The sequence below is a fragment of the Erwinia sp. 009765445 genome (assembly GCF_058137865.1).
Genome location: NZ_JBYUWC010000003.1, coordinates 1 through 26,255 on the forward strand (window position 1 = coordinate 1; position 26,255 = coordinate 26,255).

The 26,255-nt window shown below is 54.8% G+C and carries 25 protein-coding genes and 1 pseudogene; 9 read left to right on the plus strand and 17 right to left on the minus strand.

What is annotated here, in order from left to right; translation table 11 throughout:
- Positions 1–319 precede the first annotated feature (319 nt).
- Positions 320–880, minus strand: a complete 561-nt coding sequence (gmhB, locus tag AC3Y5R_RS03495) for a D-glycero-beta-D-manno-heptose 1,7-bisphosphate 7-phosphatase (RefSeq protein WP_489920174.1) — start codon at positions 878–880, stop codon at positions 320–322.
- A gap of 179 nt (positions 881–1,059) precedes the next feature.
- Here gmhB and metN point away from each other — a divergent pair, with 179 nt between their 5' ends.
- The 6 genes from metN to proS all read left to right on the plus strand — a co-directional run bounded on the left by metN (position 1,060) and on the right by proS (position 6,681).
- A complete protein-coding gene (gene metN, locus AC3Y5R_RS03500; protein ID WP_489920175.1) occupies positions 1,060–2,091 on the plus strand; it encodes a methionine ABC transporter ATP-binding protein MetN in 1,032 nt (343 codons plus the stop codon).
- The gene (locus tag AC3Y5R_RS03505; RefSeq protein WP_489920176.1) at positions 2,084–2,737 is read left to right on the plus strand and encodes a methionine ABC transporter permease MetI; all 654 of its coding nucleotides are present in this window, start codon (positions 2,084–2,086) and stop codon (positions 2,735–2,737) included. Before metN ends, AC3Y5R_RS03505 begins: the two co-directional genes overlap by 8 nt.
- 33 nt (positions 2,738–2,770) lie before the next feature.
- Positions 2,771–3,586, plus strand: coding sequence for a MetQ/NlpA family lipoprotein (locus tag AC3Y5R_RS03510; RefSeq protein ID WP_489920177.1), 816 nt, complete (start codon positions 2,771–2,773; stop codon positions 3,584–3,586).
- A 157-nt stretch (positions 3,587–3,743) separates the two neighbouring features.
- Complete coding sequence (gene rcsF / locus AC3Y5R_RS03515; protein ID WP_489920178.1) at positions 3,744–4,148, plus strand: Rcs stress response system protein RcsF; 405 nt, start codon at positions 3,744–3,746, stop codon at positions 4,146–4,148.
- Positions 4,145–4,852 (plus strand): tRNA (N6-threonylcarbamoyladenosine(37)-N6)-methyltransferase TrmO, encoded by a 708-nt coding sequence (gene tsaA, locus AC3Y5R_RS03520; protein ID WP_489920179.1) that lies wholly within the window; start codon positions 4,145–4,147, stop codon positions 4,850–4,852. The genes rcsF and tsaA overlap by 4 nt, the downstream gene beginning before the upstream one ends.
- 110 nt (positions 4,853–4,962) lie before the next feature.
- Positions 4,963–6,681 (plus strand): proline--tRNA ligase, encoded by a 1,719-nt coding sequence (gene proS, locus AC3Y5R_RS03525; RefSeq protein ID WP_489920180.1) that lies wholly within the window; start codon positions 4,963–4,965, stop codon positions 6,679–6,681.
- A 147-nt stretch (positions 6,682–6,828) separates the two neighbouring features.
- On the opposite strand, the gene AC3Y5R_RS03530 is transcribed toward proS, so the two are convergent.
- The 3 genes from AC3Y5R_RS03530 to AC3Y5R_RS03540 are packed head-to-tail and all read right to left on the minus strand — an operon-like array spanning position 6,829 to position 8,230.
- Positions 6,829–7,230: a copper resistance protein NlpE N-terminal domain-containing protein gene (locus tag AC3Y5R_RS03530; RefSeq protein ID WP_489920181.1), complete on the minus strand. Its 402-nt coding sequence runs from the start codon at positions 7,228–7,230 to the stop codon at positions 6,829–6,831.
- A 29-nt stretch (positions 7,231–7,259) separates the two neighbouring features.
- On the minus strand, positions 7,260–7,682 hold the full coding sequence (arfB, locus tag AC3Y5R_RS03535) for an alternative ribosome rescue aminoacyl-tRNA hydrolase ArfB (protein WP_158781724.1): 423 nt from the start codon (positions 7,680–7,682) through the stop codon (positions 7,260–7,262).
- Positions 7,679–8,230 (minus strand): YaeQ family protein, encoded by a 552-nt coding sequence (locus tag AC3Y5R_RS03540; RefSeq protein ID WP_489920182.1) that lies wholly within the window; start codon positions 8,228–8,230, stop codon positions 7,679–7,681. The genes arfB and AC3Y5R_RS03540 overlap by 4 nt, the downstream gene beginning before the upstream one ends.
- Positions 8,231–8,359: 129 nt before the next feature.
- Between AC3Y5R_RS03540 and AC3Y5R_RS03545 the strand changes: the two genes are divergently transcribed.
- Together AC3Y5R_RS03545 and rof are read left to right on the plus strand one after the other, a co-directional pair.
- A complete protein-coding gene (locus AC3Y5R_RS03545) occupies positions 8,360–8,560 on the plus strand; it encodes a YaeP family protein (RefSeq protein ID WP_158781726.1) in 201 nt (66 codons plus the stop codon).
- On the plus strand, positions 8,547–8,810 hold the full coding sequence (gene rof / locus AC3Y5R_RS03550) for a Rho-binding antiterminator (RefSeq protein WP_158781727.1): 264 nt from the start codon (positions 8,547–8,549) through the stop codon (positions 8,808–8,810). The genes AC3Y5R_RS03545 and rof overlap by 14 nt, the downstream gene beginning before the upstream one ends.
- A 36-nt stretch (positions 8,811–8,846) precedes the next feature.
- On the opposite strand, the gene AC3Y5R_RS03555 is transcribed toward rof, so the two are convergent.
- From AC3Y5R_RS03555 to AC3Y5R_RS03570, 4 genes are all read right to left on the minus strand, one after another.
- Positions 8,847–9,161: a c-type cytochrome gene (locus AC3Y5R_RS03555; RefSeq protein ID WP_489920183.1), complete on the minus strand. Its 315-nt coding sequence runs from the start codon at positions 9,159–9,161 to the stop codon at positions 8,847–8,849.
- On the minus strand, positions 9,158–10,579 hold the full coding sequence (tilS, locus tag AC3Y5R_RS03560; protein ID WP_489920184.1) for a tRNA lysidine(34) synthetase TilS: 1,422 nt from the start codon (positions 10,577–10,579) through the stop codon (positions 9,158–9,160). Before tilS ends, AC3Y5R_RS03555 begins: the two co-directional genes overlap by 4 nt.
- 57 nt (positions 10,580–10,636) lie before the next feature.
- The gene (locus AC3Y5R_RS03565; RefSeq protein ID WP_489920185.1) at positions 10,637–11,026 is read right to left on the minus strand and encodes a VOC family protein; all 390 of its coding nucleotides are present in this window, start codon (positions 11,024–11,026) and stop codon (positions 10,637–10,639) included.
- A 76-nt stretch (positions 11,027–11,102) separates the two neighbouring features.
- The gene (locus tag AC3Y5R_RS03570) at positions 11,103–13,241 is read right to left on the minus strand and encodes a lysine decarboxylase LdcC (RefSeq protein WP_489920186.1); all 2,139 of its coding nucleotides are present in this window, start codon (positions 13,239–13,241) and stop codon (positions 11,103–11,105) included.
- 508 nt (positions 13,242–13,749) lie between these two features.
- On the opposite strand from AC3Y5R_RS03570, the gene AC3Y5R_RS03575 reads away from it, so the two are divergent.
- On the plus strand, positions 13,750–15,783 hold the full coding sequence (locus AC3Y5R_RS03575; RefSeq protein ID WP_489920187.1) for a glycoside hydrolase family 3 protein: 2,034 nt from the start codon (positions 13,750–13,752) through the stop codon (positions 15,781–15,783).
- 518 nt (positions 15,784–16,301) lie between these two features.
- On the opposite strand, the pseudogene AC3Y5R_RS03580 reads toward AC3Y5R_RS03575, so the two are convergent.
- The 9 genes and pseudogenes from AC3Y5R_RS03580 to skp form a co-directional block, all read right to left on the minus strand.
- Positions 16,302–16,460 (minus strand): annotated as a pseudogene (locus AC3Y5R_RS03580) (Rpn/YhgA-type helix-turn-helix domain-containing protein); the annotation flags it as partial.
- A gap of 525 nt (positions 16,461–16,985) precedes the next feature.
- Complete coding sequence (gene accA, locus AC3Y5R_RS03585; protein ID WP_489920188.1) at positions 16,986–17,945, minus strand: acetyl-CoA carboxylase carboxyl transferase subunit alpha; 960 nt, start codon at positions 17,943–17,945, stop codon at positions 16,986–16,988.
- A 12-nt stretch (positions 17,946–17,957) separates the two neighbouring features.
- Complete coding sequence (gene dnaE / locus AC3Y5R_RS03590) at positions 17,958–21,440, minus strand: DNA polymerase III subunit alpha (protein ID WP_489920189.1); 3,483 nt, start codon at positions 21,438–21,440, stop codon at positions 17,958–17,960.
- Positions 21,441–21,472: 32 nt separating this feature from the next.
- Positions 21,473–22,096, minus strand: a complete 624-nt coding sequence (gene rnhB, locus AC3Y5R_RS03595; RefSeq protein WP_489920190.1) for a ribonuclease HII — start codon at positions 22,094–22,096, stop codon at positions 21,473–21,475.
- A complete protein-coding gene (gene lpxB / locus AC3Y5R_RS03600; RefSeq protein ID WP_489920191.1) occupies positions 22,093–23,238 on the minus strand; it encodes a lipid-A-disaccharide synthase in 1,146 nt (381 codons plus the stop codon). The genes rnhB and lpxB overlap by 4 nt, the downstream gene beginning before the upstream one ends.
- 3 nt (positions 23,239–23,241) lie before the next feature.
- Complete coding sequence (gene lpxA / locus AC3Y5R_RS03605; protein ID WP_489920192.1) at positions 23,242–24,030, minus strand: acyl-ACP--UDP-N-acetylglucosamine O-acyltransferase; 789 nt, start codon at positions 24,028–24,030, stop codon at positions 23,242–23,244.
- A gap of 3 nt (positions 24,031–24,033) precedes the next feature.
- Entirely contained in the window at positions 24,034–24,489 is a 456-nt protein-coding gene (gene fabZ / locus AC3Y5R_RS03610) for a 3-hydroxyacyl-ACP dehydratase FabZ (RefSeq protein WP_024965665.1), read from the minus strand.
- A gap of 159 nt (positions 24,490–24,648) precedes the next feature.
- Positions 24,649–25,671: a UDP-3-O-(3-hydroxymyristoyl)glucosamine N-acyltransferase gene (gene lpxD / locus AC3Y5R_RS03615; protein ID WP_158781740.1), complete on the minus strand. Its 1,023-nt coding sequence runs from the start codon at positions 25,669–25,671 to the stop codon at positions 24,649–24,651.
- Between the two features lie 3 nt (positions 25,672–25,674).
- Positions 25,675–26,172, minus strand: a complete 498-nt coding sequence (gene skp / locus AC3Y5R_RS03620) for a molecular chaperone Skp (RefSeq protein ID WP_158781741.1) — start codon at positions 26,170–26,172, stop codon at positions 25,675–25,677.
- Positions 26,173–26,255 lie beyond the last annotated feature (83 nt).

The window sequence follows — 26,255 nt, forward strand, 5'->3', positions numbered from 1 at the left end:
ATATTTTTTACGTCCGGAGACGCTGATATCAATCCTGCGAGTGCCCACACAGATTGTCTGATAAATTGTTAAAGAGCGGTGCGACGCAGCGTGGCTGCCTGTCGCGAGGTGGCGTATATTACGCCTTCCCCTTTCAGAGTCAACCTCTTTTTCAGAAGTTTTTCTCCGCAGATTCAGCTTCCTGAACCTCTCAACCCGGCGGCCTGTAAGCCGTTGTTTCGTGTTGATGGAGGCGCATTATAGGGATGCGCCGCGGGAAGGCAAGCATAAAAAAGAAGTTTTTTCTCGTTCGCTGAAACTTCGTTCACAACGCTGCTTTTTAGCCCTGTTTTATCCTTGCAGGAAGGTCAGCCAGGCTATTAATCACCCAATCCGCCGCTTTTTCCCCCTCTTCTGTTACCGGCTTCCCGGTACGAACTAATACCTTTATACCGACTCCGGCCGCTTTACCTGCCAACATGTCATCAATCTTGTCACCGACCATATAAGAAGCTGCCATATCGATATTCAGCTCTTTCTGCGCGGACAACAGCATCCCCGGCTGCGGCTTACGGCAATCACACTGCTGGCGATACTCTTCTTCTATAGCTTCCGGATGATGAGGACAGAAGTAGATACCGTCGAGATCGACATCCCGGTCGGCCAGTGACCAGTCCATCCACTCTGTCAGCTGCATAAAGGTGTCTTCTGAAAAGATACCGCGCGCGATGCCGGACTGGTTAGTCACCAGCACCAGCGCGTAGCCCATCTTCTTCAGCTCGCGCATCGCATCGATCACGCCATCAATAAAGTGAAAGTTGTCGATCTCATGAATGTAACCATGGTCAACATTTATCGTGCCGTCACGATCCAGAAAAATTGCGGGGACTTTGTCTGCCACGTAGAAACTCCTGCTACTAAATTTGCCGTAGAGTATCGCATGATTGCGCTCACCACGAGAATGCCAGTTTGAATGACTTTGATTGATTCAGACGTCTGGATGCCTTAACATCCACTCGCCTTCCGCCCTGGTCGGGATGCACTAAAATAAACGCCACGGATAATGCATCACCTAATAAAATGATAAAACTCTCTCATATCACCAAAGTGTTCCAGCAGGGTACACGCACCATTACAGCGCTGTCTGACGTCAGCCTGCATGTGCCTGCGGGACAAATTTACGGCGTAATTGGCGCCTCAGGCGCGGGTAAAAGTACCCTGATCCGCTGCGTTAACCTGCTTGAGCGCCCAACGTCCGGCAGCGTGCTGGTCGATAACCAGGACCTGACTACCCTTTCAGAAAGTCAGCTGACGCTGGCCCGCCGCCAGATTGGCATGATCTTCCAGCATTTTAACCTGCTGAATTCCCGGACGGTAGCCGGCAACGTTGCCCTGCCGTTGGAATTGGGCAAGCTGCCCAGAAGCGAAATCAAAACCCGCGTCAGCGAGCTGCTCGATCTGGTTGGTCTGGCCGACAAGCACGATGCCTGGCCCGCAAACCTTTCCGGCGGACAGAAACAGCGCGTGGCCATTGCCCGTGCGCTGGCCAGCAACCCGAAAGTGCTGCTGTGCGACGAAGCCACCAGCGCGCTGGATCCGGCCACCACCCGCTCGATCCTCGAACTACTGAAAGACATTAACCGCCGGCTGGGGATCACCATTTTGCTGATCACTCATGAGATGGATGTGGTTAAGCGCATCTGCGATCAGGTCGCTGTTATCAGTAATGGCGAGCTGATCGAGAAAGATACGGTAAGCGAAGTGTTCTCGCATCCTAAAACGCCTCTGGCACAGCAGTTTATCCAGTCCACGCTGCATCTGGATATTCCGGATGATTATGCAGCGCGTATGTCGGCAGAAACCCGCCCGGACAGCGTACCGTTGCTACGCCTGGAGTTCACTGGTCAGTCAGTTGACGCGCCGCTGCTTTCCGAGTCAGCCCGTCGCTTTAACGTGAACAATAATATTATCAGCGCCCAGATGGATTACGCAGGCGGCGTGAAGTTCGGCATTATGCTGGCCGAAATGCACGGGACGGAAGCGGACGCACAGGCAGCCATAGATTTTCTGAAAGAACACCACGTGAAGGTAGAGGTATTAGGTTATGTCTGAGGCAATGATTCTTCTTCTCTGCCGCGGCGTCTGGGAGACGCTGGTAATGACCTTCGTTTCTGGCTTCTTCGGTTTCGTGCTGGGTCTGCCTCTGGGCGTATTGCTTTACGTCACCCGTCCGGGACAAATTATTGAAAACCGCGCGCTCTACCATTCACTGTCCGCGCTGGTTAACATTTTTCGTGCCATTCCGTTTATCATTTTACTGGTGTGGATGATCCCGTTCACCCGCATGATCGTCGGCACCTCAATTGGTCTGCAAGCTGCCATCGTGCCTTTAACTATCGGTGCAGCGCCCTTTATTGCCCGTATGGTTGAAAACACGCTGCTGGAACTGCCTGCCGGCCTGATTGAAGCCTCCCGTGCCATGGGCGCAACGCCAATGCAGATCGTGAAAAAGGTTCTGCTACCGGAAGCGCTGCCGGGCCTGGTCAATGCCGCGACCATCACGTTGATCACCCTGGTGGGCTATTCCGCAATGGGTGGCGCTGTGGGCGCCGGTGGCCTGGGTCAGATCGGTATCCAGTATGGTTATATTGGCTATAACGCGACAGTGATGAATACGGTTCTGGTCTTATTAGTGGTTTTGGTCTATTTAATTCAGTTCTGTGGCGACCGCATCGTTCGTGCAGTCACCCACAAGTAAACAACAGTACGTTCTGATTATTAAGGAAGGGATATGTCTTTTAATTTTAAAACTCTTGCCGCTGTGGGTGCGCTGATTGGTACGTTAGCGCTGGTTGGTTGCGATCAGAAAGAGAAAGATCCAAACCACATTAAAGTCGGTGTGATTGTCGGTGCTGAACAGCAGGTGGCTGAAGTCGCCAAAAAAGTGGCGAAAGATAAATACGGCCTGGACGTTGAGCTGGTGACCTTCAACGATTACGTGCTGCCAAACGAAGCGCTGAGCAAAGGCGACATCGACGTCAACGCTTTCCAGCACAAGCCATATCTGGATCAGCAGATCAAGGACCGTGGCTATAAGCTGGTGCCGGTCGGCAATACCTTTGTTTACCCAATCGCGGGCTACTCCAAGAAAATCAAATCCCTGGATGAGCTGCAGAACGGCGCGCAGGTTGCCATCCCTAACGACCCGACCAACCTCGGCCGTTCCCTGCTGCTGCTGCAGAAAGTGGGCCTGATCAAGCTGAAAGACGGTGTTGGCCTGATGCCAACCTCTCTGGACGTGATTGAGAACCCAAAAAACATCAAGCTGGTCGAACTGGAAGCGCCGCAGCTGCCACGCTCACTGGATGACCAGCAGATCGCTCTGGCGGTTATCAATACGACCTACGCCAGCCAGATCAACCTGACTCCGGCGAAAGACGGTATCTTTGTTGAAGACAAAGAGTCCCCTTACGTGAACATCATTGTTTCCCGTGAAGACAACAAAGATGCTGAAAACGTTAAAAAATTCGTGCAGGCCTATCAGTCTGACGAAGTGAGCGAAGCCGCTGACAAAATCTTCAACGGTGGCGCAGTAAAAGGCTGGTAGCTGGTAACTGGCTTCAGTTCCGGCACATACCGCCGGTACGCCTGTTATCACCTGAACAAAGCGGGCTGCAGCCCGCTTTGTTCCATTCTGAGCGCTTGTTATTTCCTCCGGGGCTTGTTTCAATAACGCCACTTTTACCGAACATAAGGATCCCCCCATGCGAGTTTTACCGCTCTGTTTGTTAGCCCTTTCGCTGACAGGGTGTACGTTGCTGAATAAACCTTATAAGCCAGTTGAGCCTTTCAGGCAGCCTACGCAAACCGAGCAGGAACAGGCTAAACCCGCTCCCCGTCCTTCGCCGGTTAAAATCTACACCAACGCCAGCGACCTGGTGAGCAAACCGTTCCGCGACCTGGGTGAAGTCTATGGTGAAGACTGCCAGAGCAGCCGCCAGAGCTCGCCGCCGAACATCAACACAGCACGTAAACGGATGCAGATCCATGCTTCCGGCATGAAGGCCAACGCCGTACTCCTTCACAAGTGTGAAATCGTCACTAACTCGCAGGGCTGCTATCGCCAGGCCATCTGTCAGGGTTCGGCGCTGAAAGTGACCAATCAATGAGTTCCTTTTCCTTCCAGCAAATCGGCACTATCCGTTCTCCCTGGAAGGAGAAGTTTGCCGTTCCCCGCCAGCCCGGTTTGATTCAGGACGGCGGTGGAGAATTGCACCTGCTCGCCCCTTACAATCAGCCGGAAGCCGTTCGCGGCCTGGAAGCGTTCAGCCATCTCTGGCTGCTGTTTGTCTTTCATCAGACAATGGAAGGAGGATGGCGCCCCACTGTCCGACCACCGAGACTGGGAGGCAATGCCCGGATGGGCGTTTTCGCAACCCGCTCCACCTTTCGTCCGAGCCCTGTTGGCATGTCGCTGGTTGAACTGATCGGGATTCGCACGGAACAAGGCGGCGTGATCCTGGAGCTGGGCAGCCTGGACCTGGTTGATGGCACACCTGTTGTGGATATCAAACCCTATCTGCCTTTTGCGGAGTCTCTGCCACACGCGCAGGCTGGCTTTGCTCAGCAGGCTCCGGCTGCTGATATGCCGGTGACCTTCTCCGCTTATGCGCAGCAGCAGATTGCCCGCCAGCAACCGAAATACCCGCATCTTGAACGCTTTATCTGCCAGGTCCTCGCTCAGGATCCCCGCCCGGCCTACCGTAAAGGAGAAGAACCCGGGCGCGAATATGCTGCCTGGCTACTGGATTTCAACGTCCGCTGGTGCGTGAACGCCACGGGGACGCTGGTGACCGCCGTCGACAGTCGTTAATTTATGCCCCGGCATCTTTTGAGTCTCCGGACACGCTGGTACACTAGCCGCCAGCAATTTTTTTGCCTGGCTTAATTCGTAAGCTCTTTGCTTAACTGGAATCGTAACTCATGCGTACTACTCAATATCTGCTCTCCACCCAGAAGGAGACTCCTGCCGACGCTGAAGTGATCAGCCACCAGCTGATGCTGCGCGCCGGGATGATCCGCAAACTGGCCTCCGGCCTGTACACCTGGCTGCCAACCGGCCTGCGCGTACTGAAAAAAGTTGAAAACATCGTGCGTGAGGAGATGAACAACGCCGGTGCTATCGAGATTTCCATGCCGGTGGTACAACCCGCCGATCTGTGGCAGGAAAGTGGACGCTGGGAGCAGTACGGCCCCGAGCTGCTGCGCTTTGTCGATCGCGGCGAACGCCCGTTCGTTCTGGGCCCGACGCATGAGGAAGTGGTCACTGACCTGATCCGCAACGAGCTGAGCTCCTACAAGCAGCTGCCGCTGAACGTGTTCCAGATCCAGACCAAATTCCGTGATGAAGTTCGTCCGCGCTTTGGCGTGATGCGTTCACGTGAGTTCATCATGAAGGATGCTTACTCGTTCCACACCTCGCAGGAATCCCTGCAGGCGACCTACGACGATATGTACCGCGCCTACAGCCAGAGCTTCAGCCGTATGGGTCTGGACTTCCGCGCGGTGCAGGCTGATACCGGTTCAATCGGCGGTAGCGCTTCTCATGAATTCCAGGTACTGGCGAAAAGCGGTGAAGACGATATCGTCTTCTCTACCGGTTCCGACTATGCCGCCAACATTGAGCTGGCTGAATCGGTAGCCCCGGCGGCAAGCCGTGCGGATGCCACTCAGGCGATGATCGAAATCGACACGCCGGACGCCAAAACCATCGCTGCTCTGGTTGAGCAGTTCAACCTGCCGATTGAGAAAACCGTCAAGACGCTGATGGTCAAAGCCACCAAAGAGAGCGGCCATGGTCTGGTTGCCCTGCTGGTGCGCGGCGATCACGAGCTGAATGAAGTGAAAGCGGAGAAGATTGATATCGTTGCCGTGCCACTGACTTTCGCGTCTGAAGAAGAGATCCGTGCTGCTGTGGGTGCCGGCCCGGGTTCACTTGGCCCGGTAGGGCTGGCCCTGCCAGTCGTGATTGACCGCACCGTGGCCGCAATGAGCGACTTCGCGACCGGTGCCAATAAAGATGGCAAGCACTTCACCGGCGTGAACTGGCAGCGAGATCTGCCGCTGCCGCGCGTGGCAGATATCCGCAACGTGGTGGAAGGCGATGCCAGCCCGGACGGTAAAGGTACGCTGCTGATCAAGCGCGGAATCGAAGTGGGCCATATCTTCCAGCTCGGCACCAAGTACTCTGAAGCGATGAAAGCCTCAGTGCAGGGCGAAGACGGCCGTAACCAGATTCTGACCATGGGCTGTTACGGTATCGGTATTACCCGTATCGTTGCCGCAGCAATTGAGCAGAACCATGACGATCGTGGCATTATCTGGCCTGCCGCGCTGGCTCCGTTCCAGGTGGCTATCCTGCCGATGAACATGCACAAATCTTTCCGCGTGAAGGAGTTGGCAGAACAGCTTTACAGCCAGCTGCGTGCGAAAGGTATTGATGTCATTCTGGATGACCGTAAAGAGCGTCCGGGCGTGATGTTTGCCGATATGGAACTGATTGGCGTGCCGCACACTATCGTGATTGGCGACCGTAACCTGGACAGCGAAGAGATTGAGTACAAATCCCGTCGCGAAGGTGAAAAGCGCATGATCAAAACCAGCGAGATCCTGGATTTCCTGGCAAGCGAAGTGAACGCATAAAAACAACGGCGGCGGACTGAATCACTCAGCCCACCGCCGCTTTATTACCTGCTGACTTTCAGCACAACGCTTTAAGCTTCATCCCACTGTGCCCCTCAGCATCACACTTTCCAGGTTCACGCTTTGCCGACTGTTCTGGCAACGGACTCAGCCTTCTTTAACCGCTGCCAGCCTGTAGCTGTTGACAGACTGAATCGGATTCCCCTGGGTATCCATCATCTCCAGCCCGTCATCCAGCGGACGGAAGTAACGCTTCTCGCCTTTATCAGAAATCAGCACCAGCTTCTCTGCCGTACGACTCCAGTGGCCCTGCTGCACGTTACTGACATCAGACGATCCCAGATAATGTTCGCTCAGAGTGTAGCGGCCGCCCTGTTGCAGGGAGAGAGAAACCTGAATGCCCTCGCAGTCAGCACAGGGGATAACGCCCTGATACTTCTGCATCATGGTATCCGGCGTTTGTGCCGCAAAAACGGTCTCGTGATTCTGGCAGCCGAGCAACGAGCCGAAAAACAGCGTTACCAGCATTGCCACGATGATTTTTTTCACTTGGTTCCTCCTGCCCCAGGCAAGTCGGTTTATTCCGGAGCGCGACGCATTTTGCCGCGCAGTGATTTGGTAGAGGCTTTACGGGCCTTGCTTTCCAGCCGACGTTTTTTGGAAGCCAGCGTGGGCCGGGTGGCACGCCGCGTCTTTTCCACCACCGTCAGTTCCTGAATCAGATTTTCCAGCCGCTTCAGCGCCGCCTCCCGGTTCATTTCCTGGCTGCGGTACTCCTGCGCCTTGATGACCACCACGCCTTCCGGCGAGATCAGGTGGTGGCTGGCAGCCAGCAGGCGCTCTTTATAGAACTCCGGCAGGCTTGAAGCACGGATATCAAAACGCAGGTGGATAGCCGTGGAGCTTTTATTAACGTTCTGACCACCGTTGCCCTGCGCCCTGATCGCGGTCAGCTCAAGCTCACTGTCCGGGATGGTGACGCTGCGTGACAAAACAATCATGCCAGTTTGCCGAAAACCAGCCAGTCGGTAAAGCGCAGTTCGAGGTGTTTTTGCTCGTCGGACAGCCAGATTGTGCCATCCTGCACCGTGGCCTGCAGGTTCATGGAACGGGACGCCAGGCCGGTCAATGCACTGAGCTGCTCATCATCCAGAAAGCGAATGGTCAGATTATTGTACGGCAGCTTGTTCTGGTTCTGCTGCCACCAGATTTGGGCAGCCCGGGCGTTGTAAGTATAAAGATAAACGCTGGCGGAACGGTTGCAGGCTTTTTTTACCCGGCGCTCATCCGGGAGGCCCAGTTCCACCCATATCTCAATGCCGTTGTGATCGTTCAGCAACCAGATTTCCGGCTCATCTTCTGCACTCAACCCACGAGTAAAGACCAGCCGGTCGTTGGCGTTCACCACCCATGCCAGCAGTCGTAGCATCAGCCGCTCTTCCGTTTCGGAGGGATGACGGGCCAGCGTCAGGTTGCTGTCGATAAAAACATTTCTGTCCATATCGGCAACGTTAATCATCGCTTTGTAAATCGTTGCTTTAAGTGCCATGGGGTTCCTTATCTTGATTAACCGCTATTGTAACCCGTTGACACAGCAAATCACTCGCCGGTGGGCTGATTTCACGTAAAATCCTGTGTTATAGTCGTTAAATCGCCAGAGAAAACTCTTGAGGTGCACGTGCAAAAGTATTGTGAATTAGTTCGTCGCAAATACGCTGAAATCGGCAGCGGCGATCTGGGATACGTGCCGGACGCATTAGCTTGCGTTCTGAAAGCACTTGATGAGGTAGCGGCTAATACTGAGCTACACTCTTCCATCAGGGAACAGGCAGCTTTTGCTGCTGCAAACTTATTGGTGAGCGATTATGTTGACGAATGAAGCCTATAAACCGATCAACTGCGATGATTACGACAACCTGGAACTCGCCTGTCAGAATAACTGGATGCTGGTGCTGGCCCTGAAAAACGGTGAGCAGTTGAAGGCCAAAGCGACGGACATGGTGTCACGTAAGAACGTGGAATACCTTGCTATCGACCTGTCTGGTGAAGTCCGTGAACTGCGCCTGGACCATATTGCCAGCTTCAGTCATCCGGAGCTGGGCACTGTTGTCGTCAGCGAGTCTGATTAAACCCACGCGGGCGGGATCTTCCCGCCCACAGCCTTTTCAGGGTTGCAAACCGGCATAATAAGCAGCCAGATCGTCAATATCGCCGTCACTCAGTCCCGCCACGAAAGCCTTCATCACTTCCGCCTGACCGCCACTGCGTCCCCCATTTTGATAATCGTGCAGCGCCTGCGCAAGGTAAGCCGCTTTCTGCCCGGCAAGATTGGGATAGATGGGGGCAGCCGATTTTCCTGCAGCACCATGACAGGCCTGACAGCGGGCAGATTTGTCCTTGCCTGGCTGCACATTCCCTGCCGCCAGTGCCGGTATACTCGATGCAGCCAGCGTCAGGGCCAGCAGTGTTTTTATGATCATTGCTCTTTCTCTTGTTGCCAGCAGATTTGCCAGCCGGGTTGCTTTCCGGGATTGCCTTCACGGGTCACAAAGACGCCCACAGCGGCAATCAATTGATCGCCATAAAAAATCAGCGGCGTGCGTTCACGCTGCCAGGGCGGAACCGCAAGTTCCTGCCAGAGTTTTTTCAGCGGACGGCTGCCAGCTCGCCCGACAATATGAAATTTCCCCTGCGCCTGGAAGTGCACGGTGACCCTTTCCTGCTCTGAGGGAGGGCGAATGGTGACTGTCTTTCCGCCTGAAGAGCCGGAGGCTTTTCCTTCTGTTGTCACAGAACACACCATGCCCTCCTGCCCGCTGGCAGCAGGGCCAGTGGCTGCCTCTTCACCAGAAGCCATCGCTTCCGTCTCCGTCCGCACCAGCCATCCTGATCCGGCAGGCAACCTCACACTCTTCTCACTGGCAGGCCACTCAATCATCGCATCGCGTAAAGGCTCACTTTGCTCAAGCCAGTAAAGCCGGTTGCGGTAGCGGCGAACCTCATGACTGCCCAGCAGCAGGCATGGCTCTGCATCTTCACGGCTGCAGGCCACTTCCTGCCAGATCCGCAACAGCGCATCACGGGATGGCATCAGTCCCTGTTTCCGTGCAATCCAGCGGCGGAGAAGCGCGCCCCGTCGGGCTTCACTCATTCCCAGCAGCGGCTCAATCGCCAGCGAATTCTGCCGATCCACCAGCTCATTCAGCGATTCCATCAGCAACTCATCCAGCAGTTGCTCCTGCTCAGCGCACAGGCTTGCGCTGCGTGAAACTGCCTGAGAAAAATGTGGCCAGCGCGTGGTCAGCAGCGGTAACACCGTCTGCCGCAGGAAGTTTCGGTCAAAGCGTTCGTCCTGATTGCTGTCATCCTCAATCCATTGCAGCTGATGCTCTGCCGCCCAGGCTTCCAGTTGCAGCCGGGAGCAGGCGAGCAGAGGGCGTAAATGCGGATGGGTATCAAGCAGGGCATAAGCAGGCATTCCGGACAGACCAGCCGGACCACTCCCCCTCTTGAGCGCCAGCAGCAGCGTTTCACTCTGGTCATCCTGATGCTGGGCGGTCAGCAACGCTTCCCCTTCCTGCAAATGGTCGAGAAAAGCCTGATAACGTGCATGGCGCGCGGCGGCTTCAATGCCTTTTTTCCGCCTATCAACCTTCACTTTCACCACTTCCAGAGGAACCTGCCACTCTGCACACTGTTGCTGACAGTGCATGGCCCAGCCGTCAGCCAGCGGATTCAGTCCGTGATGGATATGGATCGCACGTAGTTGAAGCTCAGGAAATTGCTGCCGCAAGCGGATCAGCTGATGCAGCAGCACGCTGGAGTCGAGCCCGCCGCTGTAGGCCACCAGCAGGCGCTGATGTCCGGCAAGTTGCTGTTGAAGGTGAAGCAGTGACATTTCGATCCCATGGAGTGGCAACCCGGCCATGCCTGACCGGGTCGGTATGGCGTTATCTTACGCCTGATACAACTCCAGCGGCAAACCATCCGGATCGGAGAAGAAGGTATAGCGCTTGTCGGTCACCGGATCGATGCGGATCGTTTCACAAATCACGCCTTTAGCTTCCAGATGCGCTTTAGCGGCATCAATATCCGCCACGCTGAAGGCCAGATGACGCAGGCCGCAGGCTTCAGGCTGGGTCGGCCGCGCTGGCGGGAACGGGAACGAAAACAGCTCAATGGTGTACTGGCCGTTCAGCGCCAGGTCCCCTTTCCACGAGTCGCGGGCTTCCCGGTACACTTCGCCCATCAGGGTGAAGCCAAGCACGTCACAGTAAAAAGATTTACTGACTTCATACTGGCTGGCTATGATAGCGATGTGATGAACCTGCTTAAAACCTAACATAGTGACTCCTTTGTAATAGCTTCCATCGGCTACATTACGCAGCCCGGCGCGCGGCGACAATGGCACAATTCTGGAACTACTCTTTCAGCACGCGCACCAGATATTGCCCCTCTTCCGTCAGCCTTGCGCCGTGGATATCCGTTTCAAAACCCGGATAATGTTCCCCGACACTGCACAGCATCAGCAGGAAATCGAGCACCGCACGGCTCTCTTCGGTGATCATCTCTCCCGGCATCACCACCGACACGCCTGGCGGATAAGGCAGGATCATATTGGCCGACACGCGCCCCACCAGCTCACCGATCTCCACCGTTTCCACATTCCCCTTCACCTGCTGCTGGAACATCTGGTGTGGGGTCATTTTCATTTCCGGCAGCGTGGCGAAAGCCTGCAGCATCAGGCGCGGCAGATCGTGCTGGCGGATCAGATTATGGATGCCCTGCGCCAGCGTCTGGATCCGCATGTTGCGGTAGAAGTCAGGATCCTCGGCGTAGAGATCCGGCAGCATGTTCTTCACCCGCAGGTTAAGATCATACGCGCGCTTAAACTCCGTCAGCCCGCGTAGCACGCTCATCGCTTTGGTTTTGTCGATGCCAATGCTGAACAGGAACAGCAGATTATACGGGCCGGTTTTTTCCACTACCACGCCGCGCTCATCCAGATACTTCGCTACCAACGCTGCCGGGATCCCTTCTTCCGCCATCACGCCCTGCTCGCTCATGCCCGGCGTGAGGATGGTGACTTTGATCGGATCGAGATACATATGATCGGCATCGGCATCCATAAAGCCGTGCCAGTCCTCTTCTCCCGGCTGGATCGGCCAGCATTCTGGCTCATCGACCCCTTCCGGCTGCCAGATATCGAAGAACCAGCCATCCGACTCTTCGCGCAGGCGCTGCACCTCACGGCGGAAATGCAGCGCCCGCTCGACGGAGCGGTTGATCAGCCGCTTGCCGGAGTTGCCACGCAGCATCGCCGCCGCGGTTTCAATTGAAGCCACTATGGAGTAGTTCGGCGAGGTGGTGGTGTGCATCATGTAGGCTTCGTTAAAGGTCTGCTCGTCGTAGTCACCCTTAATGTGGATCAGCGAAGCCTGCGAGAAGGCCGCCAGCAGTTTGTGCGTCGACTGCGTTTCATAGATCACTTTGCCCGGTGTCCGCTCACCGCTCATGCCACTCAGGCCGCTGTAAATCGGATGGAAGTTGGTATAAGGCACCCAGGCAGAATCAAAGTGGATTGAGGGGACGTCCAGCGTCTCCTTTATATACTTCGTGTTGTACAGCAGGCCGTCATAGGTGGAGTTGGTGATCACCGCATGCACCGGCCAGCTGGCGCGGTCGGTCTGGGCTACTTTCAGCGCAATGCTTTCTCTGGTGAATTCTCGTTTGGGGATCCCGCCAAGTATCCCCAGTGCGTTGCGGGTTGGCTTCAGCCAGATGGGGATGATGTCGCTCATCATCAGCAGATGAGTCAGGGATTTGTGGCAGTTGCGGTCAATCAACACGGTACTGCCAGCCGCAGCAGCATACATGCCAACAATCTTGTTGGACGTTGAGGTGCCGTTGGTCACCATATAGCTTTGTTCAGCACCAAAGGTGCGGGCCACATACTCTTCCGCTTCAAGGTGCGGGCCGGTATGGTCAAGCAGCGATCCCAGCTCGGTCACCGAGATAGAGATGTCAGCCTTCAGGGTGTTGGCCCCGAAAAAGTCATAAAACAGCGTGCCGACCGGGCTTTTCTGGAAGGCGGTTCCCGCCATATGACCAGGAGTGCAGAAGGTGTATTTTCCCTCTTTCACGTAGGTAAACAACGCTTTGGTCAGTGGCGGCGTGATGGTATCGATATATTCATCGGTGTACTGGCGGATACGCTGGGCGATCTCTTCCGCCACGCCAAGGCCATATTCAAAGAACCACATCGCCATGCGCATTTCATTGGCACTGACGTCCATGGTGGAGTGGGTGTTGATGAAAGCATACAGCGGCAGATATTCATTCATCTGATTGATTTCACTACACAAATCGAAGCTGTATTCGTCCCAGTCGAAGATCACTCCGCAGATGCGCGGGTTGTGCTCAATCAGTTTCAGCAGGTCGTTGGCATCTTTCGGGTAAATGGTCTGGTACCCCTGGGTGCCGAGCGCCCCGACCAGTTCACGGATGGGTTCATCTTTATAGAATGCGTTATGCGGTCCCATGATTGCGATAATATTCAATGCGTACCTCCTGGTGATCATGCGCAGGGATAAGCATAGCGAACATTGCTCCGCAACAGGAGAGAGTTAGTCTGAGCGGTCACCCTTGCTCATCCAAAAAATACCCGTTCAACATCAATACTGTTGCCTTCCCATTCGGATTGACAGAGAGATAAACCTGGAATTAATAACATTTTCTGAAAAAGAGAGTGAATTGCCCTTCCCTTTCGAAAGCAGAACGGTTCTAAAATAAAATAATTGCGTCCCCCAGTCATTTACCTGTTAATTCCAGAATTATATTTATATACGAAGAATAAACTTCCCGCTTTCAACCAAAAAGTAACACGGGCTAAAAAGTAAAATGTGAAGGCAATCTCAAATAATTAACCCCTGCATTTCATGTGATTGAAAAAATGCAATAATAAAAAAGAAAAATATATACCTGATTGATTATAAACAAAAAACGCCAAGGAAGATATTGGTTTTTTCATCTGAACGATTCCCTCTCTACCTGAATGGAGTTCTTCTAATGGTATTAAAAAAAGGATTAACCCTGATAATCATCGGGTTGCTGAGCGCCGGATTAACCGGGTGCGATAATAATGGTTCTCATGATACGCCAACCAAACAAGCCGAACTGGAAAGCCGCACCCTGCCGTTAATTACCGTCGATAATCTTAAGTTTAAGGACATGAATAACAATGGCACGCTGGAGCCTTTTGAGGACTGGCGGCTGGACAGTGCAAAACGCGCACGCGATCTTGTTTCACGGATGACTGTTGACGAAAAAGCCGGAGCGATGATGCACGGCACAATCACTCTTGATACGGCAGGTCGCGTGGATATGAGTGCCGCTGAAGCAGATATCGATCGTAAATTCGTCAATACATTTATCACCCGTATGGCAGGCAACCCAGAGTATATCTCTGCCGACAATAACGCACTGCAAGCGCTGGCTGAGCACAGCCGACTGGGGATCCCGGTCACCATCAGTACCGATCCGCGTAACCATTTTGTCAACGATCCGAACGCGACCAGCGTGGCGGCAGGCAGTTTCTCGCAGTGGCCAGAGACGCTGGGTCTGGCAGCGATCGGCGATGCCAGCCTGGTGAAAACCTTTGGCGACATTGCCCGCCAGGAATACCGGGCAGTGGGCATACACATGGCCCTGTCACCGCAGGCCGATCTGGCGACCGAGCCTCGCTGGGGGAGGATTAATGGTACCTTCGGCGAAGATAACCAACTGGCAAAAAAACTGGTGCAGGCTTACATCGAAGGGTTCCAGGATGGCGACCGGGGCCTGCTCCCGACCAGCGTCATTACCGTGGTAAAACACTTTGCCGGTGGCGGGCCACAGCTTGACGGACTGGATCCTCATAATATTTATGGCAAGGAGCAGGTTTATCCCGGCGAGAATCTGGAATATCACCTGGTGCCTTTTGAAGGAGCCTTTGCCGCCAGAGTGGCTTCGGTGATGCCGTACTACGGTCAGCCTGTCGGCTTGTGGTACAAAGATCAGCTGATTGAAAAAGTAGGATTCGGCTTTAATCAGCAGGTATTGACCGGGATGCTGCGGGAGCGTTTCGGTTTTACCGGCGTGATCCTTAGCGACTGGGGCATTCTGGAAAGCTGTGAAGGAAAATGCAGTACCGGTATCAGTGATGCAGACATCGCAGCTGGCGTTTCCCCGTGGACTGCAGGGATAGGAATGTCATGGGGAGTTGAAAACCTTAGCCGCCAGCAGCGCATAGTGAAAGCGGTCGAAGCCGGTATCGATCAGTTCGGCGGCACCACCGACGCCAGCGATTTGATTGCCGCGATCAACCAGCAGCAGTTGCCGATCGCCACGATTGATGCCTCAGTCACCCGAATCATGCAGCAGAAGTTTGAACTGGGTCTGTTTGAAAAGCCTTATGTGGATGAGGGCCAGGCGGCAACAATCGTCGGCAACAGTAAATTCCAGCAACAGGCCGATGATGCTCAGCGCCGTTCACAGATCCTGCTGCAGAATAACAACTCAGTATTGCCACTGTCAGTGAGCGGCAAAAAGGTCTTCCTGCACAATGTTAATGCCACCGTGGCTGAAAGTTACGGGCTGGAAGTGGTGGCAACGCCGGAAGAGGCGGAGATCGCGATCCTGCGGGTGGATACTCCACATCAGAACGATCCGCACTATCCTTTCGGCTCAGTGAATTTTGGTCAACTGGGCTTTGATGACGCTGATATCGTGGTACTGGATGCAAAAGCGGGTATCTACAGCGGCAGTGAAGATTATCAGTTGATCAAGCAGGTGAAGGATCTGAGCATTCCCACGGTTATTTCGGTGTACCTCGATCGTCCGGCGATCCTGACCAACATTCTTGATAAAACCGATGCATTACTGGCTAATTTCGGCGCTTCCGATCGGGCTGTGCTGGATGTGATCACCGGCAAGAGTAAAGCGCAGGGTAAATTACCGTTTGAGCTGCCCTCCAGCTGGCAGGCGGTGTTGGAGCAGAAAGAAGACGTGGCGCATGATTCTGCCGATCCTCTGTTCTCACTCGGAGCAGGGATTCAGCTCTGAACGGCATTTTAATAAAAGAGGCCGGAGTCCAAAGTTGGCTGGGTCAAAATCGGCCTTTGTGATCGGCGTCAGTTCAGTATGGTCAGGTTAAAACGGCCTCTGAGTTCGGTGTCGGGTCGGCACCGTCGAATCAAAACCGGCATCTGTGATCAGCGTCGGTCAGTTCCCCCTCTGGCGGGACGGCGTGAATACGTCCATGTAGCCTTGATTGCCGCGTCCATGCGGCAAACACCCGCCAGAGGGGGAACTGACCGCCACCCGCGAACTTCAGAGTTGTTGGTGAGTAAAATACCTGCACTAAAGAGACTCTTTCAGACTGCAATACTATTTGGTGCAGACGAAAAACAGCATGGAAAATTGGTCTTACAGTGGATAGTCAACCAAATAAAAAAGGGGTTATTCAATCCCAAATGTTGAGCCTGGCTGGAACAGAGAAATTGATTAACCGCGAGATCGGCTGTGCCAGCCTGAAGGGGATTTTAGCTCTCTTCAGCATACACTGATGAACAGATTCAGAATCAATGACGGATTTGCGCCAGCTCGTCTTCAGTAAGGCCGGTCATCGCTACGACGGTATTGCGATCGAGACCACTCTGCAGCATGGTTCTGACAACTTCAAGTTTACCCTCGATTATACCTTCACTCCGGCCTTCCTGCCGACCAAGCTGGAGACCTTCTGCTCGTCCTTCCTCAATCCCTTCCGCTGGCCCTTTCTGTTGTCCGTGTTCCGGATAACCCCTTCAGCGAACCCACGAATCTGAAGCGACTTACCCAACTTACCGCGAATCTGAATTTCCCCAATCCAGCAAACCAGTAGCGACACTCCCCATATATTGCAATTGGAACCGGCATCATATTCACTAAACCGAAGTAAAACTTCATCACAGCAACACAATAGCCACTGGCAGGAGGGGTTATCTGGATAAGCGGACTGTGTCGCGCATGGACGCGCGACTCAAGCCATCAGGGATGATTTCACGGCGTGTCCGTGTTCCGGATAACCCCTCCAGTGAACTCAAAATCTGAAGCGACTTACCCAGCTTACCGCGAATCTGAATTTCCCTAATCAAGCAAAGCCAGTAGCGACACTTCCTCCAAACTCAACACAAAAAAAAACGGGCTCCAGACTCCGCCCCGCCACAAGGATCGCTCCCCATAACAGTTCAAAGTCCGGAGCCCGCTTTATGCGAGCCTGTCAGCTATCAGGCGTAGCCGTAGTTCATCAGGCGCTGGTAACGACGATCCAGCAGCTCTTCTTTACTCAGCACGTCCAGATCCGCCAGGTCCGCCAGCAGCTGCTCCTTCAGTGATGCGCCAATCGCTACCGGGTTGCGGTGTGCACCACCCAGCGGCTCAGGGATCACCGAGTCGATCAGCTTCAGCTCTTTCAGACGCGGAGCAATGATGCCCATCGCTTCTGCCGCCAGCGGCGCTTTATCAGCGCTTTTCCACAGGATCGAGGCACAGCCTTCCGGTGAGATCACCGAGTAGGTGCTGTACTGCAGCATGTTCACCTTATCGCCAACGCCGATAGCCAATGCACCACCGGAACCGCCTTCACCGATTACGGTACAGATCACTGGTACTTTCAGGCAGGACATCTCACGCAAGTTGCGTGCGATAGCCTCAGACTGTCCACGCTCTTCCGCACCCACACCAGGGTAAGCGCCTGGGGTGTCGATAAAGGTAATGATCGGCATATTGAAACGCTCGGCCATCTCCATCAGGCGCAGCGCTTTGCGGTACCCCTCTGGTGCCGGCATCCCAAAGTTGCGACGAATTTTCTCTTTGGTTTCGCGGCCTTTCTGATGACCAATGATCATCACCGGGCGACCGTCCAGACGAGCAATACCGCCCACAATGGCTTTATCGTCCGCATAGGCGCGATCGCCAGCCAGCTCGTCAAAATCGGTAAATACGTTGCGGACATAGTCCAGCGTGTAAGGACGCAATGGATGACGCGCCAGCTGGGCAATCTGCCATGCACCCAAATCGGAGAAGATCTTACGGGTCAGCTCAACGCTTTTTTCGCGCAGACGCTGCACTTCTTCATCCAGATTAATATCCAGTTTTTCATCCTGACGGCCAACCGACTTGAGCGAATCAATTTTCGCTTCAAGCTCTGCGATTGGCTGTTCGAAATCCAGGTAATTAAGACTCATAATATTCCTGTTTTAGTCAAACTCCAGTTCCACCTGCTCCGACCCTATCAGCGACCGCAGTTCGTTTAATAAACGATCGCTGGGCGACACGCGCCACGCTGCGCCAAAGCGCAGCTTCGCTCGCGCATCCTCTCTCTGGTAGTAGAGATGTACCGGAATGGTCCCCGAACGGTGGGGTTCCAGTGACTGACGGAGACGGTTCAAAAGCTGGTCATCAATTTGCCTGTCCGTCAGCGAGATAGCAAGCCCGCGTGCATATTTTTCACGGGCTTCATCAATGTCCATCACATCGCGGGCGGTCATTTTAAGCCCCCCGCTGAAGTCATCGAAGCTGACCTGTCCGCTGACGATCAGGATACGGTCTTTTTCCAGCAAATGCTGGAACTTGTCTAAAGCATCTGTAAATAACATCACTTCCAGACGACCGGATCGATCGTCCAGGGTACAGATGCCAATCCGGTTACCGCGTTTTGTTACCATCACGCGGGCCGCCACCACCAGACCAACCGCCATGGTGACTTCACCACGTCTGGTCGGGTGCATGTCTTTCAGGCGCATTCCCCCAACGTAGCGGTCGATCTCTTTCAGATACTGATTGATCGGGTGCCCGGTTAAGTAAAGCCCTAATGTTTCTCTTTCGCCATCCAACTGAACCTGTTCCGGCCAGCGGGTCACGTCAGCATAAGATTGTTCAATCTGCTCCGGCTCATCCGCCAGCACGCCAAACATATCTGCCTGGCCAATCGCCTCTGCTTTGGCATGCTGATCGGCAGCCTTCAGCGCATCGCTCAGCGCACTCATCAGCGCTGCACGGTGCGGACCAAGACGGTCAAACGCACCGGACATGATCAGCTTCTCCAGCACGCGACGGTTCAGCTTTTTAGTATCGGTGCGCGCGCAGAGGTCGAACAGCTCGCGGAAATAGCCGCCCTGGTTACGGGCCTCCAGAATCGCCTCAATCGGGCCTTCACCCACGCCTTTGATCGCGCCAATACCGTAGACGATTTCGCCATCGCCATTGACATGGAACGGGTAAAGGCCGGAGTTGATATCCGGCGGCAGTACCTTCAGGCCCATGCGCCAGCACTCGTCCACCAGCCCAACCACTTTCTCGGTGTTGTCCATATCGGCGGTCATTACCGCTGCCATAAACTCGGCAGGATAATGCGCTTTCAGCCACAACGTCTGGTAAGAGACCAGCGCATACGCAGCGGAGTGAGATTTGTTGAAGCCATAACCGGCGAATTTCTCCACCAGGTCAAAGATCTTAATCGCCAGCTCGCCGTCCACGCCACGCGCTTTCGCACCATCCTCAAAACCACCGCGCTGCTTCGCCATCTCGACCGGGTTCTTTTTACCCATCGCACGACGCAACATATCCGCGCCGCCAAGGCTGTAGCCTGCCAGCACCTGAGCAATCTGCATCACCTGTTCCTGATACAGGATGATGCCGTAGGTTGGCTCCAGTACCGGCTTCAGCGACTCGTGCTGCCACTGGATATCCGGATAGGAAATCTCTTCGCGGCCATGCTTACGGTCGATAAAGTTATCTACCATGCCAGACTGCAACGGACCCGGGCGGAACAGGGCCACCAGAGCGATCATATCTTCGAAGCAGTCAGGCTTCAGACGTTTAATCAGATCTTTCATGCCGCGCGATTCAAGCTGGAAGACCGCGGTGGTTTCCGAGCGCTGCAGCATATCGAAACTTTTCTTGTCATCAAGCGGGATTGCCGCGATATCCAGCGGCGGCTCGCCCTGTTTCTCGCGACGGGCGTTGATCATCTCCAGCGCCCAGTCGATGATGGTCAGCGTGCGCAGCCCGAGGAAGTCGAACTTCACCAGGCCAGCATATTCCACGTCATTCTTGTCGAACTGGGTGACCGGGTGATTACCGTTCTCATCACAGTAGAGCGGCGCAAAGTCAGTGATCTGCGTGGGGGCGATGACCACCCCCCCGGCGTGTTTACCGGCGTTACGTGTGACCCCTTCCAGCTTGCGCGCCATGTCGATCAGCGCTTTAACTTCTTCATCCGCTTCATAAATTTCTGGCAGCTGCGGTTCGGCTGCAAAGGCTTTCTCCAGCGTCATGCCCGGGTCTGGCGGCACCAGCTTGGAGATACGATCGACGAATCCGTACGGATGCCCCAGCACGCGACCCACATCGCGGATTACCGCTTTGGCTGCCATGGTACCGAAGGTAATAATCTGGGATACCGCTTTGCGGCCATACATCTCGGCCACGTGCTCAATCACCAGGTCACGTTTTTCCATGCAGAAGTCGACGTCGAAGTCGGGCATCGAAACACGTTCCGGGTTGAGGAAACGTTCGAACAGCAGGTCAAATTCCAGCGGGTCGAGGTCGGTGATTTTCAGCGCATAGGCCACCAGCGAACCGGCACCGGAACCACGTCCCGGCCCTACCGGCACGTCGTTATCCTTCGACCACTGGATAAACTCCATAACGATCAGGAAGTAGCCGGGGAAACCCATCTGGTTAATAACGTTCAGCTCGATTTCAAGGCGATCGTCATATTCCGGCCTTTTCTGCGCCCGCACTTCCGCATCCGGGAACAGGAATTCCAGACGCTCTTCCAGGCCCTCGCGGGATTTCGCCACCAGGAAGTCTTCGGTGGTCATGTCACCGGTCGGGAACTGCGGCAGGAAGTACTCACCCAGGCGAATAGTGACGTTACAACGCCTGGCAATTTCTACGCTGTTTTCCAGCGCTTCAGGGATGTCTGAGAACAGCTCACACATCTCCTCTTCGGTACGCAGATATTGCTGAGGACTGTACAGGCGAGGACGTTTGGGATCGTCAAGAGTGAAGCCATCGTGAATGGCAACGCGGATTTCATGCGCGTCAAAGTCCCCTTCCTCAAGGAAGCAGACTTCATTAGTGGCGACGACCGGGATACCTTCGGCAATCGCCAGCTCAACCGCAGCATGCAGCCAGGTTTCTTCATCCGGCCGCCCGGTGCGGGTCAGCTCAAGATAGTAACGATCCGGGAAGTGCTGCTGCCAGAACGCCAGGCATTCGGCAACCAGTACAGCATTACCGCGCAGCTGCATCTTGCCCACGTCACCACGGCGTCCCCCGGAGAGCAGGATTAATCCCTCTTTCAGCTCAACCAGCCAGTCACGATCAATGATCGGGCCCGCTGCGCCATAGCCTCGCTGGTAGGCTTTCGAAATCAGCAGCGTCAGGTTCTGGTAGCCGGTATTGTTGGCAGCCAGCACCGTCAGCTGGGACAGTTCATCGCCCATCGCCTCGCTGGCGACGTTGAAATCAGCGCCGATGATCGGCTTGATGCCCTGCCCGTGTGCGGTACCGTAAAATTTTACCAGGCCACACAGGTTGGTGAAGTCGGTGATACCAATAGCGGGCATGCCGAGCGCCGCCGCTTTTTTCACCAGCGGTGCAGTTTTGGCCAGTCCATCCACCATGGAGTAGTCACTGTGTACACGCAAATGAATAAAACGAGGTTCGGCCATAGTTGATCCCGCTTAAGGCTGAGAAATGAAAATTACAGCGTAGTCGTGGCAACAGCCGCGACTTCAGCGTCCAGCAGCGCATTACGCACTGGCGCAAAACTCCGGCGATGGTGTGGCGTCACACCATGCAGCGCCAGCCTCTCCATATGGAGCGCCGTCGGGTAACCTTTGTGCTGTGCAAAACCGTACTGCGGGAACAGCAGATCCAGCTCGGCCATCTCACGGTCACGGGTGACTTTGGCGATGATGGAAGCGGCACTGATCTCAGCAACCAGGCTGTCGCCCTTCACCACGGCCTGCGACGGCATTGGCAGTGCCGGGCAGCGGTTGCCGTCTATCAGCACCATATCAGGCGTGATGGACAAACCGGCTACCGCACGCTGCATTGCCAGCATGGTGGCGTGCAGGATATTGAGCTGGTCGATCTCTTCCGGTTCGGCGCGGCCCAGGCTCCAGCTTAACGCTTTTTCTTTGATCTCTTCAAACAGCGCAATACGCCGTTTTTCAGATAGTTTTTTCGAATCCGCCAGCCCGATAATTGGCCTGGCCGGATCGAGGATCACCGCTGCCGTCACAACCGCGCCGACCAGCGGGCCACGGCCCACTTCGTCCACTCCGGCAATACAGGTGGCGACAGGATAGATAAAATTGCTCATGAACACAGCTCCAGTACGGCCGCTGCGGCCTGCTCATCGGCATTCCAGCGGATCTGGTGATGCAGCTCCGCAAAGGTGGCCAGCAGCCGGTCACGGGGTTCGCCTTCCGCCAGCAGCGGCTCCAGCGCAGCAGCCAGCAGCTCAGGCTGGCACTCATCCTGCAGCAGCTCTTTCACCAGCTCGCGGCCCGCCAGCAGATTAGGCAGTGAAACGTAGTCGGTTTTTACCAGTCGCTTCGCCAGCCAGAAAGTGGAGGGCTTCATGCGGTAGCCAACCACCATCGGGCATTTGGCCAGCATACACTCCAGCGCGGCCGTGCCAGAGGCCAGCAATGCGGCATCGCTGGCGATCATAGCCTGGCGCCCTTTGCCATCCAGCAGATGCATCGGCAGATCGGGAGCCACTTCCGCTTTGATTTTCTCAAACTGCTCACGGCGGCGCGGATTGACCAGCGGGACGACGATTTCCAGATCGGGCCACTTCTTGCGCAGCAGCGCGGCGGTTTTCAGGAAGTCACCGCTGAGCATTTCCACTTCAGCGCCGCGGCTGCCCGGCAACAGAGCCAGGCAGGGTGTCCCCTCAGCAATACCCAGCTCCAGACGTGCGGCACGCTTGTCCGGCTCAATCGGCATGGCATCAGCCATGGTATGACCAATAAAGCGGCAGGGTACGTTAAAACGATCGTAGAAGGCTTTTTCAAATGGCAGGAATGCCAGCACCAGATCGGTGGAGCGGCCAATTTTGAATACGCGCTTCTGACGCCACGCCCAGACTGACGGACTGACGTAATGAATAGTGCGGATACCGCGCTGCTTGAGACGCCCCTCAAGGGTGATATTGAAATCTGGCGCATCAATGCCGACGAAGACGTCGGGTTGCAGCTCGGTGAATCGTTGCGTAAGTTCGCGACGGATTTTCAGCAGGCGACGCAGGCGACCCAGCACTTCCACCACACCCATCACCGCCAGCTCTTCCATCTCATACCAGGCTTCACAGCCTTCGGCCTGCATCAGCGGCCCGGCGACACCGACAAATCGGGTATCAGGGTGCTTTTCCTTCAGCGCACGGATAAGACCGGCACCAAGAATATCGCCGGAGGTTTCTCCGGCGACCAGGGCAATCGTTAAAGGATGCTGTGGCATAAGTTAGCGAATCAGACCTCTCGTGGAGCGGGCGAAGAAATCATAGAACGGCTGCACTTCAGGATGCTCACGGGCGATGTCGGCAATCTCCGGCTTCGCTTCATCGAGCGTTTTACCGCTGCGGTACAGGATCTTGTAGGCGTTACGGATTGCGTGCAGTGCTTCTTTACTGAAGCCACGACGCTGCAGGCCGACAAGGTTGATACCGAATGGCGTGGCATGGTTACCCTGGGCAATCACGTACGGCGGCACGTCCTGAGCAACGCCTGAACAGCCGCCGACCATAACGTGCGCACCGATAGTGCAGAACTGATGAACTGCGGTCATCCCACCAATAATGGCAAAGTCATCCACGGTCACATGGCCCGCGAGAGTGGCGTTGTTGGCGAGGATACAGCGATCGCCAATCACGCAGTCGTGAGCAACGTGCGCATTGACCATCAGCAGGTTGTCGCTGCCGACTTTGGTCACCCCTTCCGCCTGCGCGGTACCGCGGTGAATGGTGACGCTCTCACGGATACTGTTACGATCGCCCACTTCAACACGGGTCGGCTCACCGGCGTACTTCAGATCCTGGTTCGCTTCACCAATAGTGGCGAACTGGTAAATGGTGTTGTCTTTGCCAATACGGGTGTGCCCATTGAGCACCACGTGAGATTTCAGGACGGTGCCCTCACCAATCTCAACGTTAGCGCCAATGAAACAGAAAGGACCAATATGGACGCGAGCGCCAATGATGGCGCCCTCTTCAATAACGGAACTTGAATGGATAACAGCAGTTGCATCAATCACGAATTATGCCTCCCGACTGCGGGCACACATCATCGTTGCTTCGCAGACAATTTTACCGTCAACGGTCGCCACGCCTTTGAAGCGGGTCAGACCACGGCGGGTTTTCTCGAAGGTGACTTCCATGATCATCTGGTCGCCAGGCACTACCGGGCGCTTGAAGCGCGCTTCGTCAATCCCGGCGAAGTAGTACAGCTCGCCCGGCTCAAGTTTGCCAACGCTTTTAAACGCCAGAATACCAGTAGCCTGCGCCATAGCTTCTAAAATCAGCACGCCTGGGAAAATCGGTTTACCAGGGAAATGGCCCTGGAAAAACGGTTCGTTGACCGACACGTTCTTCACGGCGCGCAGGAATTTGTGCTCTTCAAATTCGAGTACGCGATCGACCAGCAGAAACGGATAGCGGTGCGGCAGCAGTTCAATAATCTCTTCAATCTTCAGAGTATGAGTTTCAGTAGTCAAAATACTCTTCCTGTCCTAAAAATTCTGATGGCATCAATAACACGGCCTGCGAAGATCGAAAGACTCTCGCAGGCCGCAAATCAGTTTCTGTGCGCAAGCTTTCCATGCTTAGCATTGTATTTTTGAAAGCAGGTCATCGTGCTGGCAACAAACGCTCAGTCAGTCTTTACCGACCTTGCGCTCGATGGTTTTTAAGCGCTTGCTTATCTCATCGATGTTCATTACCAACGCGGCTGTTTTGCGCCAGGTTTTGTTGGGTTGCAGCGGAATCCCGGAAGAGTATACCCCAGGTTCGGTAATTGGTCGCATGACCATTCCCATTCCGGTAACCGTAACTTTGTCACAAATTTCCATGTGACCATTAATTACGCTTGCACCGCCAATCATGCAGTAGCGGCCAATTTTCAGGCTACCCGCCATGATGACGCCGCCCGCAACTGCGGTATTGTCGCCAATCACAACGTTATGTGCAATCTGGCACTGGTTATCAATGATAACACCATTCCCGATCTGAGTGTTATCCAACGCTCCGCGATCGATAGTGGTACAGGCACCGATTTCCACGCGATCGCCGATCACTACCGTGCCCAGCTGCGGGATTTTCACCCAGTTGCCGCGATCGTTAGCGTAACCAAAGCCATCCGCACCGATAACCGTGCCGGACTGGATCAGGCAGTGCTCACCGATTTGAATTTCATGGTAAACCGACACGTTGGCCCACAAGCGTGTGCCCGCGCCGATACGGGTGTTCTTGCCGACAAAACAGCCAGCGCCAATCACCACGTTATCGCCCAGCTCAACGCCGGATTCGATCACCGCATTCGCCCCGACAGAGACGTTCTGGCCCAGCTTCGCGCTGGCATCAATGACCGCACCTGGTGCGATATCTTTGGCAGGCTGCGGGGTACTATCGAGGATCTGCGCCATACGCGCATAGGTAAGATAAGGGTTTTTTACAACCAGAGCTGCACCCTGGAAGCACTCCAGATCCGCTTCCGTCAGCACCACGGCTGAAGCCTGACAGGCTGCGAGCTGCTCGCGGTAACGGCTGTTAGAGAGAAAAGTGATTTGTCCTGCCTGGGCGGATTGCATAGAAGCAATGCCGGAGATGACGAGCTCGCCATCTCCGTGCAAATCTGCATCCAACTGCTGGGCTAAATCAGCCAGTCGAATTGAAGACATCGATTATTTAACCTGTTTCAGAACATCAGCAGTGATGTCTTTGGATTTACCGGCATAAGCCACAGCGTTAGCATCGATAACGACGTCATAACCTTCGTTATCAGCCACTTTCTGAACGGCATCCTGGATACGGCTCAGGATTTTGTTACGTTCTTCAGCCTGACGACGGCGGTTATCCTGCTCAAAAGCCTGAGCTTTGGTCTGGAAAGTTTCACGCTGAGCCATCAGGTCTTTTTCCATGCGGCTGCGTTCGCTGGCCTTCATGGTTGAACCGTCACGCTGCAGCTTCTGCATTTTGGTCTGCAGATCGCGTTCCATACCCTGCAATTCTGTCGCACGGCTTTTGAACTCGTTTTCAAGCTGTTTCGCAACTGTCGCACGCGCCGGTAACTGTTGGAAAATGCTGGAAACGTTCACCACTGCAATCTTGTCTGCAGCCTGAGCACCAGCGGAAACCGCCAGAGCGATAGAGAGGCCTGCGGCACACAACAACTTTTTCACTATAAACTCCTTACCATCAACGTTTGTGTCTTCGACACAGGTGTTGCGCGTTAAGGCAACCCAAGGGTTGCCAGTGAACGGCG

Coding starts and splice junctions, on each gene's coding strand:
- metN (WP_489920175.1), top strand. CDS start 1,060: ATGATAAAACTCTCTCATATCACCAAAGTGTTCCAGCAGGGTACACGC.
- AC3Y5R_RS03505 (WP_489920176.1), top strand. CDS start 2,084: ATGTCTGAGGCAATGATTCTTCTTCTCTGCCGCGGCGTCTGGGAGACG.
- AC3Y5R_RS03510 (WP_489920177.1), top strand. CDS start 2,771: ATGTCTTTTAATTTTAAAACTCTTGCCGCTGTGGGTGCGCTGATTGGT.
- rcsF (WP_489920178.1), top strand. CDS start 3,744: ATGCGAGTTTTACCGCTCTGTTTGTTAGCCCTTTCGCTGACAGGGTGT.
- tsaA (WP_489920179.1), top strand. CDS start 4,145: ATGAGTTCCTTTTCCTTCCAGCAAATCGGCACTATCCGTTCTCCCTGG.
- proS (WP_489920180.1), top strand. CDS start 4,963: ATGCGTACTACTCAATATCTGCTCTCCACCCAGAAGGAGACTCCTGCC.
- arfB (WP_158781724.1), bottom strand. CDS start 7,682: ATGATTGTTTTGTCACGCAGCGTCACCATCCCGGACAGTGAGCTTGAG.
- AC3Y5R_RS03540 (WP_489920182.1), bottom strand. CDS start 8,230: ATGGCACTTAAAGCAACGATTTACAAAGCGATGATTAACGTTGCCGAT.
- rof (WP_158781727.1), top strand. CDS start 8,547: ATGTTGACGAATGAAGCCTATAAACCGATCAACTGCGATGATTACGAC.
- AC3Y5R_RS03555 (WP_489920183.1), bottom strand. CDS start 9,161: ATGATCATAAAAACACTGCTGGCCCTGACGCTGGCTGCATCGAGTATA.
- tilS (WP_489920184.1), bottom strand. CDS start 10,579: ATGTCACTGCTTCACCTTCAACAGCAACTTGCCGGACATCAGCGCCTG.
- AC3Y5R_RS03565 (WP_489920185.1), bottom strand. CDS start 11,026: ATGTTAGGTTTTAAGCAGGTTCATCACATCGCTATCATAGCCAGCCAG.
- AC3Y5R_RS03575 (WP_489920187.1), top strand. CDS start 13,750: ATGGTATTAAAAAAAGGATTAACCCTGATAATCATCGGGTTGCTGAGC.
- accA (WP_489920188.1), bottom strand. CDS start 17,945: ATGAGTCTTAATTACCTGGATTTCGAACAGCCAATCGCAGAGCTTGAA.
- dnaE (WP_489920189.1), bottom strand. CDS start 21,440: ATGGCCGAACCTCGTTTTATTCATTTGCGTGTACACAGTGACTACTCC.
- rnhB (WP_489920190.1), bottom strand. CDS start 22,096: ATGAGCAATTTTATCTATCCTGTCGCCACCTGTATTGCCGGAGTGGAC.
- lpxB (WP_489920191.1), bottom strand. CDS start 23,238: ATGCCACAGCATCCTTTAACGATTGCCCTGGTCGCCGGAGAAACCTCC.
- lpxD (WP_158781740.1), bottom strand. CDS start 25,671: ATGTCTTCAATTCGACTGGCTGATTTAGCCCAGCAGTTGGATGCAGAT.